This is a genomic window from Paraburkholderia sp. NMBU_R16, from assembly GCF_013282575.1.
Classification (GTDB): domain Bacteria; phylum Pseudomonadota; class Gammaproteobacteria; order Burkholderiales; family Burkholderiaceae; genus Trinickia.
On sequence record NZ_JAAAYE010000090.1, the window covers coordinates 1 to 11721 of the forward strand.

Annotated in this window: 12 protein-coding genes; all 12 read right to left on the bottom strand. The window is 64.2% G+C overall.

Translation table 11 applies throughout. From position 1 onward, the window contains the following. Positions 1–59: 59 nt before the first annotated feature. A complete protein-coding gene (istA, locus tag GWC77_RS25675; protein WP_367949111.1) occupies positions 60–1511 on the bottom strand; it encodes an IS21 family transposase in 1452 nt (483 codons plus the stop codon). Between the two features lie 922 nt (positions 1512–2433). Then, positions 2434–4269: a site-specific integrase gene (locus GWC77_RS25680; RefSeq protein WP_173261616.1), complete on the bottom strand. Its 1836-nt coding sequence runs from the start codon at positions 4267–4269 to the stop codon at positions 2434–2436. 168 nt (positions 4270–4437) lie between these two features. Further along, positions 4438–4938, bottom strand: coding sequence for an RES domain-containing protein (locus tag GWC77_RS25685; RefSeq protein WP_173261619.1), 501 nt, complete (start codon positions 4936–4938; stop codon positions 4438–4440). Next, a complete protein-coding gene (locus tag GWC77_RS25690) occupies positions 4935–5363 on the bottom strand; it encodes an antitoxin Xre/MbcA/ParS toxin-binding domain-containing protein (RefSeq protein ID WP_173261622.1) in 429 nt (142 codons plus the stop codon). Before GWC77_RS25690 ends, GWC77_RS25685 begins: the two co-directional genes overlap by 4 nt. Before the next feature lie 388 nt (positions 5364–5751). After that, positions 5752–6072 (bottom strand): hypothetical protein, encoded by a 321-nt coding sequence (locus GWC77_RS25695; RefSeq protein ID WP_173261625.1) that lies wholly within the window; start codon positions 6070–6072, stop codon positions 5752–5754. After that, the gene (locus tag GWC77_RS25700) at positions 6069–6515 is read right to left on the bottom strand and encodes a helix-turn-helix domain-containing protein (protein WP_173261628.1); all 447 of its coding nucleotides are present in this window, start codon (positions 6513–6515) and stop codon (positions 6069–6071) included. Before GWC77_RS25700 ends, GWC77_RS25695 begins: the two co-directional genes overlap by 4 nt. 13 nt (positions 6516–6528) lie before the next feature. After that, positions 6529–6852: a hypothetical protein gene (locus tag GWC77_RS25705; protein ID WP_173261631.1), complete on the bottom strand. Its 324-nt coding sequence runs from the start codon at positions 6850–6852 to the stop codon at positions 6529–6531. 115 nt (positions 6853–6967) lie between these two features. Beyond that, on the bottom strand, positions 6968–7285 hold the full coding sequence (locus GWC77_RS29800; RefSeq protein ID WP_254367178.1) for a hypothetical protein: 318 nt from the start codon (positions 7283–7285) through the stop codon (positions 6968–6970). 392 nt (positions 7286–7677) lie between these two features. Next, positions 7678–7941: a type II toxin-antitoxin system ParD family antitoxin gene (locus GWC77_RS25715; RefSeq protein WP_367949112.1), complete on the bottom strand. Its 264-nt coding sequence runs from the start codon at positions 7939–7941 to the stop codon at positions 7678–7680. Positions 7942–8453: 512 nt separating this feature from the next. Next, positions 8454–9422, bottom strand: coding sequence for a ParB/RepB/Spo0J family partition protein (locus tag GWC77_RS25720; protein ID WP_173261637.1), 969 nt, complete (start codon positions 9420–9422; stop codon positions 8454–8456). Continuing rightward, entirely contained in the window at positions 9419–10627 is a 1209-nt protein-coding gene (locus tag GWC77_RS25725) for a ParA family protein (RefSeq protein WP_173261640.1), read from the bottom strand. The genes GWC77_RS25720 and GWC77_RS25725 overlap by 4 nt, the downstream gene beginning before the upstream one ends. A gap of 344 nt (positions 10628–10971) precedes the next feature. Further along, the coding region (locus GWC77_RS25730; RefSeq protein WP_173261643.1) for an IS66 family transposase at positions 10972–11721 on the bottom strand (750 nt) is incomplete at its 5' end.

The window sequence follows — 11721 nt, forward strand, 5'->3', positions numbered from 1 at the left end:
CAACATGCGCCGCGCGTCAATCAACAAACGCTTGTCAGCGTCAATCAACATCGGCATCATCAACCTCGCCGCGACATTCTCATCTTGTTTGTCGCGCGTCTCTCATCCAGATTGTCGCGCCACAGCGGCGCACCACGCGCGACGCGTTGCCGCTCCAGGGCTGCGCGCACGGTATGCGTGTGGGCCGATCCTGTGCGCAGCGCATGCTCGACGGCGCTTTGCAGTTCGGCCGCGCCGTAGCGATCGAGCAGACGCAGCAAAGCGCTGGTGAGCGCGCCCAGGTTCTCGCCGCGTTCAGCGGCGCGCGTGAGCAGTAACCGGCAGGCCGGCACGGCCTTCGTGAGGCTGTTCACGCCGCGGTGCTGACGGGCTTGGCGCTTGAACTGCTCGAGCGTCTTCAAGTGCTGGGGATTCTCGATCTGTGCATCGCGTTCGTAACTGCGGCGATGGCTGGCGATCATCTGGGCGCCGTCGAACACGCGGACCTGATCGAGGTCGGCCCGCACGTTCAGCGTGCGGCGCACATGGGTGTGCGGGATGGTGTAGTCGTTCAGGTCGAAGCGCACATACGGCGTCTTGCCTACCTTGACGGCGCGTTGTTCCTCCACCGGATACGGGTTCTCAGGCAGGGTCAGCAACTGCGGCTGTTCCAGTGCAAGAGCTTGGCGCACGGTCATGGACCGATCCTCCGGACACGGCCGGTCTGCCGCCTGGGTGCGGCACCAGTGCTCAGCCTGCGCGTTCAGATCGGCCAGATCGGCGAACTTGCGTGCGGCGAAGAACGCGTCACGAACATGACGGATCGCACGTTCTACGCGCCCCTTCTCGTTACCCCGGGCAACCGCGACCGGGCGGGGCTCGAAACGGTAATGGCCGGCGAACGCGAGCAGCTTCGGATGGAAGCGGATCGCATCGCCTTGACGCTCGAGCACGGCGCTCTTGAGGTTGTCGTAGAGCAGGACGCTGGGCAGGCCACACCAGGCATTGAAGGCGCCGATGTGACCGCGCAGGAAGTTCTCCATCCGTGCATCGAGGAAGAAGCGTAAATAAAGGTCGCGCGAGTATGAAAGCACCATCACGAACGCCATCAGCGGTCGGCGCGCGCGCCCGATCTCGATGTGCCCGAAGTGAGCCCAGTCGACTTGACCTTGTTCTCCGGGAAGTGTGCGTAGCCGCAGGAAGGCTTCGGCTGGCGGCCTGGGGCGATGCAGGCTGATCAGATGCCGGAAGTGGTCCGGCGCGCCCTTGTAGCCGCGCTCGCGCACCATCGCGTACATCCGGCTGGCAGTGAGCTTGGGGAACTTCTCCAGGGTCTGCCGGATGAACGGCAGGTAAGGCTCGATCATCGAGGATCGCAGTGGCGGCCCATGCCGCGGCAGCCCGGCTTGGGCGAGCACTCGCTGCACGGTCGTGTGATGCACGTGCAACTGGTTGGCGATGGTGCCACAGCGCCACTTCTCGACGTGATACAGACGCAGAATCTGCGCCTCCAGTTCGACGGCGATGGTCACGAACAATCTCCATAGTCGGATGGATGAACACAACGACCCCGACGACGCACGAAGCCGGTACGCACGAACGGCGGCAGCGCACAGGCGCAGCGACGGCATCGTGGCGAACCCGATGTCGACGCCTGGGCGACGACGTTTGCCGGTGCAACGGCGACATCGTTCGGGGGCGGTGGCAGTACATCATCCGCAGGGGATGCGGGTGAACCGTGATGCGTCACGAATTGATGGCGGATGCGGTAGCGCCTTGCGCGCGCCGCATGGACATGGCGTCCGCGGCGGGTGAGCTGATAGCGCCGGCCCGCTTCACGAAGGCTCTCGCGCCGGGCCGCACTGGCGCACTGGGCAGCGCAGTAGCGTTGGCCGCGATCGCAGCGGCGACAGATGAATACCTGCGCCCGACAGCGGGCGCACAGAAACAAGCGGCCCGTGGGCAGCATCCCACGGGGATTTCCTGCGGTCATCGGCGGTCCTCGTAGAACGCCGAAGAGGTTGTGTCAGAGAGATCGACGGGAGCGCACGAGCAATGCGATACTGCTGGCTCGCACGTCCCGTCGCTGTCTGCCGATCGGCAGGTATCTCTGGGGTGGGTGAAGGTGCGGCGCCGGATTGAACTTGGCGGTTTGGGACGGTGCCGCGCCTGTTGTTTCTTCGGCGAACCGCGTTTCTACCACGCGCCCCGCTGCTCGCGTAACGACAACGCGATGCCCGCCTCCAGTCGCCCTACGGGCTCCCTACGACGCGCACCGCGTCAATTCCAACTCCCAATATCGGATTCCTTCGCGCGAACGATCTCAATCGCGGCTGCGCGGCGCGTCTCACTACACGCTCGCCAATGTCGCTGCAACCCAAATGTCGTCGGAATTGCGCGGATTTAGACCGCCATCGACAATAGCGGCCCTACGCTCAAGTCCGCTGCGCGGCATCAGCGCTGCTTGAGCCGTGCGTGGTACTTGGCCGCTTCACGGCGCAGATGCGACTGCTCCGGCGACACGTAGATCGAGGTCGTGCCGAGCGAGGCGTGCCCCAGCGTTTGCTGCACCACCTCGAGCGCCGCACCGCTCGCCAGCATCTGCGTGGCAACAGTATGGCGAAACGCGTGCGGCGAGGTGCGTGCCAGCTTGCGGCGCTGCGCCTCCGACAATTCGGGCATTGCCTCGAGCAGCTGATCAATGGCCCATTGGGTGAGGCCCCGCGCCCCTCGCACCGAATAGCCCTTCTCAACGTTGCCTATGCGCGGTGCGTCGTCTTGCGCGACACCGAATTTCGCACGGGCCCGCGGCGTTGACGGCACCACGAGGGGCGCCACGAGCGGGCCGTGCGCATCGGCCGCATCGAAGTCGAGCCCGCGATCGCGCCAATGCGCGCGAAGCGCGTCGACGCACTCGTCGCTCACCGGCACGAAGCGCTGCTTCCTGCCCTTGCCGATCACCTCGAGCAACCAGCTGGCCGGCGCCTCATCGTCGGCCGGCCACCAGGCGAGCGCGCGCCGCTCACCGGCGGCCGCCTCGGCGATGCGCAGGCCGCCGTCGCCCAGGATGAGCAGCAACGCACGCGCGGCACGCCAACGCGCCCGCGCGGGACCCACACCTTCCGCACGGTCGGCGAGCGTCGCGCGCAGGCGCGTCCAGAGCTCCAGCGACAGCGCGCGCTCGACCTGCAGCTTGCGCACGCGTTTGACCGTCACCGGATCGGTCACGGCGCGCCAGGGATTGCCCGCCAGGTAGCGCACCTGCACGAGCCAGGTGAACGCGGCGCGGATTGCGCGCACCGCGTAATGCTGACTCTCGGGCGCAAGCCCACCTGGTGCGAACGGGCGCCATTGACGGCTGGCCCGAGCCACCGGCGCGCCGGTAAAGCGCTCGCCCGGGGCCTTCAAGAACGCCTTATACGCGTCGCAATCTTCCACCGTCATCGACGACAGGGCGACGCCGCGCTCGGCCACGCACCACAGCACGAGCCGCTCGAGCTCGCGCTGGTAGGCGCGCTGCGTCTGGGGCCGGTCGTCATAGCGGTGCAAATACGCGCGCACCGCGTCCAGATCGTGCGTCGCGCGCACGTAGGCGAAGCCCGGCGCGCGGTTCGCGCCGCACGCCCCCGACAATTCAACCGGCACCGCGAGCCGCTCGAGCGGCGCCAACTGCGCGGCCCCGGTCGTGACCAGGATCGTCGCGCTTGTCGCCGGCGCGGCCAGCGGATCGGTGAGTGCCACGTCGGCCTCGACCGTCTGTCCGATCGACATCGCATGCCGGCGCAGCCAGGCCACCAGCACACGCGCGCGCCCGAGCCCGATGCGCGGGAGCGCGCGCCACCAGCTGCCGCCGCGCCGGTTGATGAAGGCGACGAGCTCGCCGACCGTGCGAATCCCTTCACCGGCAAGGCGTTCGGCCACGAGAGGCCGGAACCAGCGCGCGATCGCGTGATCGCCTTCGGGCTGCGCCGTGGCCCACTGGCCGGCCGCCTCCTCGATCAGTTGCAGCGTGACGGGCGTCAGACGCACTTCGCCGTGCTGGGCGAGCGACGCTCGCAGGTGCGAGGTGAGCACCGACGAGCCCTCGCGCAGCGCGAGCGCCACGAGGTCCTCGCGCATCGTGCGTAGCAGTCGCTCGACCTCGAGCGGTTCGGTCGTCTCCGTATCGAAGTAGGCGCGCGCGATCGTCGCGATCGACAGCCCTTTCACGCGCGCGCGCAGCGCGGTGAATTCGGTGCGGCTGTAGGTGCGCGGCACCGGCAGCTCGAGCTGTTGGGGTTGATTGGCCACGGCAAGTCGCCTGCGTTAGGGGTGAGCGTCCGGGGCGTCCCGCCGGGACTGCGCTGCCCGCAACTGGAGTTGCGCGACGGCGCGCGGCAGGTGCTGCCCGCTTTCTTCGGTCCGCCGGCGCGGCGCTGGCTGAAGCTCGCATTGCTTGCGCATGAATTGACTCCCCGTTCAGCGTGGCCCGAGCGGCCCGCGTTCGTCGGCCTCGGGCGCTGGCGGCACCGCAAACAAGCGGGCATCCCAGATCACCGGCTGCGCCCCGGTGACCACAATGCGGCCGGCGTCGGGGTGCAGCGGGTTCACGAGCGCGTTCCATTCGGCGCGCGCGACGACCGAGGGCACGAGCATCACCGCACTGCGCGCTTCGGCAAGCCACGCATCGCCCAAGCGGCGCGCGACGGCCAAGGCCGGCGCGTCCCAGCCCGCCGGCAAGGTGGCGGGCTCGTGCTGCTCGATGGCCATATCGTCGGGGACGCTCGCCTCCACGAAGACGTGCGTTTGGGGGACCTTGCCGATGCGGGCGTGGACCAGCACTTCCAGCATCGCGCCGGCAAAAGTCAGCGCCGCATAGATCACCGGGCGCCCCGGGCTATTGAAGCGTGCGCCGTTGAGCAGCGCGCCGGTGCCGTTCCAGATAGGATGGCGTCGGTCGGCGATGCGGTACAGCTTCACGCGGGCAGTCCGTAAAAGAGCTGCCAGAGCAACTCCTCGACGCGCCGCGCGCCCAGCTCCGTGAGGGCCACCTCGAGCGGCGTGCGCATCTCCAGCATCGGATGCGCGGTGCGCAGAAATTCGCGCGCGTCCTCGGCATCGTCCCAGATGTAAGTGGCCGTGGCGACGACGCGCGCGAGCCGCTCGGCCTTTTCCGATTCGTCGCGCGTGAGCCGCTCGCGCCGGCGCTTATAGGTCGCCTCGGGAATGATCTGCGCGAGCAGGGTGCGGCGCGCCTCGGCACCGGCCGCGGCCTGCTCGACCCCGGCCCGCAAGGCGGACTTCGGCAACCCTGCGCGCACGCGCGCCTCCAACTCGGCGAGCGTGTGCGGCACCGGCGTGAGCGCCATGACGGCCGCAATGGCTTCCGGGGACACCAGTTGCATGGGGGACCTCCAACGCAGGATCAATTGATGCGCGATTATAGCTCACTCGATACCATCCAATAAGGGCACCTCAAGCTCGAGCCGAACAACGGCGCTGTTGAAACGACGTGACGCCTGGGCGCGCGGCGCGATCGCAGGACGGGACGCCAACGCGGCTTATGGGTCAACCCCGGTTCGCTTAGCAACGGTCACTCCGGGTAAACCCTCATCTCGACCGAGACGCAAACCGATTTTCCCGATTTTACCCATTAAACGCCATGCTGCTAATACGACTTAGCGGCATTGAATGCACGACCGCCAGGCCCCCGGATCGACGCGCTCAGCACGAAAATGGAGATTGCCCGTCACCGACGGCGAGGCCCGAGCCCGGACCTGACGGCCCGCGCGCTCATCCGCCGAGGTGCGACGCCGGAATCAGGTAAAAGAGCTTGATCAGGGAGGCCAGAGCGCCGCAGGCGAAGCCGACCAGTAGCATCCAGTAGTCGGTCGCGTTGAACTCGCTCGGCACCGCTTTCGCGTCGGCTTCGAGCTCGCCCGCCAAGCGCGCAATGGTTGCCGAGTGGGTGCGCCGCGCCAGTGCGGCCAGCTCACGCGCGGCGAGCAGCGCGCGGCTGACTTTGAACGCGGGCCACCAAATCAACAGCACGCTGGCGAGCGTCAACACCTCGACCCCGTAGTCCACCGCGTGCAGCCACTGCGTGCTGGTCAAAAGGTGCTCCACAACGCTTCGGGCTCATCCTGGGCGGCCACGTCCGCGGCCCGCGCCGGCTGCCGCCGCTTGACGCCCACAAAGCGCGGCGCGCGCGCCGGGCGCCCGCTCGCCGGCGCCGCCTGACCGGCCCGCGCCCCGCTGGGTTCGTCCGCCGGCTGATCATCGGTGAAACCGACCACCAAATGCAGGCCCAACGCGTGCGCGAACGCCACAATCCGTTCGAACGTCGGTCCGTTCACCCCTTCGCCCTTCTCCAGGCGGCTGATCTCCGACTGGCTGATCTCCAGTCGCGCGGCAAGCTCCGCCTGCGTGAGCCCTTGGCTCTCGCGCGCACCGCGCATCATCCGCCCGAACCGGATCAGTTGGCCCTGCTGCGCGTAGCCGGCCCGAAACTCCGGGTGCTGCATCAGTTCGTTGCGCAATTCAGTCAGCTTGCCCATGCATCATCTCCTGTCATACCCGCGCCGCGGCGGCGGCTCGTGCGGCCTGCGCGGAGGTGTCGATCGCCAGCAGCCGCAGCACCGGTAACTGCCCTGGCGCCGGCGGCGCCTCGATCGAGAACACCCCGAACATCTTGGGCGCACACCGCTCGTACAGGCCGTAGCCGTTGACGATGGCGACCGGATGGACCGGCTGCTCGCCGGCGCCCAGGCCATGCTCGATCACCTCGTCGATCAACGCCAGGAGCTGCCCCAGCGCGTGGAAGCGTCCGGCGCGCTGCTGCGAGGCGAAGTCCTGCAGTGCGTCGGGGTGAAACTCATCCTGATAGCATGGCACGGCCCCGTGCTCCTGATTATGAGTTTTTTCCAATAATTTTCAAGGGATTCTCGCACCGTCGGTGCGGTAGCGCAACAGCGCCACCCGCCTAAGCGCGGCGGAGGCCCAGGTTCCCTCAGCGATTTTCTGTTACGCGATTCAAGTAACGGTTAAACGCCGCATCGTCGTCGCCCAGCGACTGGACCACGCTGCGGTCGGCCCACCAAATCAGCCGCTCGAGCACGGCGCGGCGCGCCAGCCCGAAATGGGCCTCAAGCCGCGCCAGCGAAAACACCTCACGCCCGTTCATCGTCACCGCAACGCGCCGGTCGTCCGATTGCGCCTCGTCCGGCGGCACCGGCCGCGTCAACACCGCGGCGGCACTGGGCTCGCCCCTGCCCTCGCGAGCGCGGAGGCGCTCCGCTGCGGCGAGCGCGCGCTGCGCCTGCGCCAAGGCTTCGCGCAGCTGCTCACACTCACGTTCAAGCGCGTCGTGCTCTTTTTTCGTTACCGTAACGGATTGTCTGTCCGCCTGATGCCGTGCCCGATAAGCCGCTTGGCGTTGCGCGTTCGTGAGGGCATCAGGCTTGCGCGGCCGACCGCGGCCACGCTTTTGCGTTACCGGCTGACCTAACGAAATATCGTCATCCCGAGCCATGCGCCCTCCGATCCTCGCGGGTTTGATCTCCTATTTTACGTTACGAGTAACGTAAACTACAAGACCTAGGCAGCATGCTCGAGCCGCCGGTCGTCGGCGCACCCGCGGCTACACTGCGCGCCTCGATCTCATCGAGCTTGTGGCGCACCCCGGCGCGCACGGCACGCGGTCGTGCAGGCGCGGGGAACTCACCGCGCGCGCTTGCGAGCCAGATGCTCGCGAATTTGCTCAGGTGTCAGTGCGCGGTCCGGATCGGCCTCGAGCGCCGCGGCCGCCGGCGCGACTTCGTTGCGCAGCCACGATTCGAGCGCGCGATCACGTGCGGCAAGCAAGCGCAGCCCCTCGCAAATGACCTCGCTCTCGGACGCGTATTCGCCGCTGGCCACCTTGGAGCGCACCAGCTCGGCCATTTCCTTCGGCAAGGTAATGCTCATCTGTTGGCTGATTCGCACGGCGACCTCAGTAATGCATTAGATGACTTAATGCTACTCGTCTCGTTGCCTCCTATAAGCCGGACGCGACGTGCGACGGCAGTTTGCTCGCCCTCTCGGTATCTGCGCCGCGGCGGCTCCCTAGCGACGAGGACCTCATGCTGCGCGTCCCGACCCGCTTACGCTTACGCTTCGCGTTCGGCGTCCGGCGTCCAGCCACGACGTCTTTTCTCGATGCTGTCGGTCGGCGGTATTGCTTTGGTAGCCGGCGGCGATCTTTCGTGTGTCTCTAATAGAGACACCCCAGCTGTCCACAAAAAAAAGCAGGGCGGACTATGCGGCTCATAGTCCCTACCCGCTCACGGTTCCTGTGCCGCGCCCGGCCAATCCGACCCAAGACATTTTTCCTCGATGTTGTCGGTCGGCGGTGTTGCTTGGGTAGACGGCGGGCGTTCTTTCTGTGTCTCTAATAGAGACACACCGGCTGTCCGCAAAAAAATAGCAGGCGGGCTAAGCGACTCACTGTGGGACTGCTACTCCTCCGCAGCGAATATCTGAGCGATCAGCTTCCGAATTCGCGCCTCCTGATCCACTGACAGCATCCCTGCCTTGATCTTGACGGTCAGGCCGCTGCGGTCCTTCGTAATAGACCCGGCTTGGGTCTTGCCAGAAAAAATCTTATCGATGTTCCTGTCGCTGACGCCAGACTGCTTCTCGTCGTTGTCGAGAGCTTGCCTTATCGCCTTAGCCAACTTCGTTTGGTCGAGTTCACCGCTCACCACTTGGGCCCAAAGACCCCGAGCGATCTCATATGCCTTTGTGTCTCGATCCCGTAGTGCCGAAACAACCTCTTGTGCAGCGTTTGCTCCCAATAAGCGCGGTTGAAGGTTGAGGTCCTCCAGTACAAAGGCGGGCAGATCCGCAAACGAAAGATAGCGATACAGCTCCGAGCGAGCGATGCCGAGCGTCTCGGCCAACCGCTTCCGGTTCGGGAATTCCCGCTCGGTCTCCCGGATGGATCGAGCAATCTCATAATCAGACAGATCGTCGCGGACCACATTCTCAACCAGCGCTAGCATGGCCATGTCTTGGTCGGAGATGTCGACAACCACCACCTTGATCACGTCCTTGCCGATCAACTTGTGGGCGCGCCAGCGACGTTCCCCAGCGACGATTTGATACCCTGAGGAGGCGCGTCTGACGATAATCGGCTGAATTAGGCCGGCTTCGCGAATCGACTCGGCGAGCTCCGTCAACTTCGCCTCATTAAAGACCTTACGCGGTTGCCATGGGTTGGGCACTATGTCGGCCACCGGCAACTCGGACGTAGAGCCTGTTCGTTCGAGCTCTGTGACGCGCTGCTGCGCCGCGGCCAACGCTGCTGCCATTCCCGGTGCAGTGCGGGGAGATGACGTCTTCGTTTGCTGACCATCCAGCGCGATATCTTTCGCTGACCGAAGATCAGCAGTCTTGCTCATCATGCGTTCGCGTAGATTACTCATTGACCCGCTCTCCATTGCGCGACATATTGATCATCGATCCACTTGCAGTAGTCCATCAAAGGTTGCTTCACTCTCGCCAATGTTTTCGTAACAGCATCGGAGCGCGACAGATCAAACACCGTCGAGAATGCTAGTGCCCCATTGCTCATCACCGAGCTAGCCGGTATCTCCGACGTATGAAGCCAATCACCGTACGCACGCTGAGCCCAAGAGCGAACAACGGGCGCCGATGACGTGGTCCCATAGTCCACTTTTGAGAGAAGCACAGAAATGAAGTCGTAGGTCTTATCGACCTCATGCTCAACGAACCCATTCGCCACTTCGGCAAATAGTGACCAAAATGACACCGACGAGATGAAGTCGAGGCTCTCGGGGACCAACGGCATCACCATCGAATCGGCTGCCATTAAGCCATTGAGCGTCATGTAAGAGAGCGACGGTGCTGTATCGAGGATGATGTAGTCGTATTGGGCGCGCAGCGGTTCGATGCCCTTGCGCAAGACCGACCAAAATTCAAAGCCTGGGTTCGTTTTCTGTGCTGTGGGAAGATGGAACTCTGCATCGTGCAAATAATTGTGGGCAGGAATTACGTCGAGCCCATCCCAGTAGGTGGTTTGCACTTTCGATCCCAGTCCTCCCTCGATGTTCGGGTCATAGATGAACGGGAGCACCGTGTCTTCCCAAGTGATGTCCTTCTCCGCATAGAGCCCGCACAGCTCCGACAGTGAGGCTTGTGGATCGAGATCGATGACCAGGACCTTGCGCCCACGCAAGCTCAACCCCTGAGCGATGCACATTGACGTTGTCGTCTTGCAAGAGCCACCCTTGAAGTTCGCCGTAATCAGCGCTCGTCCACGGTGCTCACGGGTGCCTGTGACGAGTGGAGTTTGATAGATATCGGACACCTGCTGCACCCAGATCCGGACGTCTTGCAGCGAAAATATCCGTGCGCGGCCGGTTCCGTGCGCCTGGCCAGGCGGTAGATCACCACCTTCCTTAGTCGCAAGATAATTGATCTTCTGACGGTCAATGCCACACAGTTCAGACAGTTCTCCGATGGTGAACACGGGAGCGTTCTTCCGGGGCCGAGGCGCTAAGATTTGCTCCCGCAGCTCGTTGGTCATCAGAGATAGCCGCTCTGCAAACTCACCGAGATCCGAAAGCTTCACGTGCCGTTCGATCCCGGGCAACTCACTCATCTTCATGGGAAGGTTCCTGATAGTTTTCGATGGTGAGGCGTTTTTTCAACGCCGATTGTGTGTTTCTACGGTTGTGATTGTTTTTCTGTCGAACCGTAGAATAGCCGCCCAGCCGGTGAATTGCCACTAAAAAGTAGGGGAGCGCGCAATTTGCCTGCGACTCTTTCAAAAGTCTTTGAATTCAAAGGTCACGGCCAGCTTATGCACCGTAAGCGACTCGGCCCGACCGTTTCCCGGTTCACGCGCGCGTCGGGCATGATGGTGATGGCGTGTCGGAGTCCGTGTAGATCAAGGGGGATCGTGCCCACGATCGGCGATCGTGGGCACGATCCATCCAAACCTATCCAGATCTACCCGGTTGAGAGTGTGGGCGGGGTGAGAGGTTTCAGTTTGTCAGCCACCTTCCAAGGCAGCAATTCGTCGATGCGAGAGATCTTGTGATCAGCGATGTGGGTCAGGACGTATTCCAGGTAGGCGCGCGGGTTGATCCCGTTGAGCTTGCACGTCCCGATCAAGCTATACATCGCGGCGGCCCGCTCGCCCCCGCTGTCGGAGCCGACGAACAGATAATTTTTGCGTCCGAGCGCGACACAGCGCAATGCGTTTTCGGCAAGCACGTTGCTGAGCTCGGCCCGACCGTCCTCACAGTAGAACGTGAGGGCTGCCCAGTGGTTCAGCGAGTAGTTGATCGCCTTGGCGAGCGCGGACTTCGTCGACAGCGTCGTGAGTTTTGACCTGATCGTCGTTTCGAATTTCACGAGCAACGGCTTGCTCTTCTCCCGCCTCACGCGCAGACGCTCGTCTGGCACCTTGCCGCGGATGTCGGCTTCTATGCTGTAGAGCTCGCCGATCATCTCGAGCAGCTGCTGGGTATCCGCAGTCGGCGTGCGCGCGTGAACATCGTAGATATACCTCCTCGCGTGATCCCAGCATGCCGCTTCGTGGATCTCGCCGCTCGCATACAGTTGATCGAACCCGGAGTAAGCATCGGCCTGCACGATGCCGTGGAATGCGGCGAGCCGGGTTTGAGGGTGGACGCCTTTGCGATCCGAGGAGAAGTCGAACCATACCGCAGCAGGCTCAGCCGAACCCGAGCGACG

Bases quoted from the DNA above. Each gene is read 5' to 3' on its own strand.
- GWC77_RS25720 (WP_173261637.1), bottom strand. From the start codon at position 9,422: ATGAGTAATCTACGCGAACGCATGATGAGCAAGACTGCTGATCTTCGG.
- GWC77_RS25690 (WP_173261622.1), bottom strand. From the start codon at position 5,363: ATGCAACTGGTGTCCCCGGAAGCCATTGCGGCCGTCATGGCGCTCACG.
- GWC77_RS25725 (WP_173261640.1), bottom strand. From the start codon at position 10,627: ATGAAGATGAGTGAGTTGCCCGGGATCGAACGGCACGTGAAGCTTTCG.
- GWC77_RS25700 (WP_173261628.1), bottom strand. From the start codon at position 6,515: ATGGGCAAGCTGACTGAATTGCGCAACGAACTGATGCAGCACCCGGAG.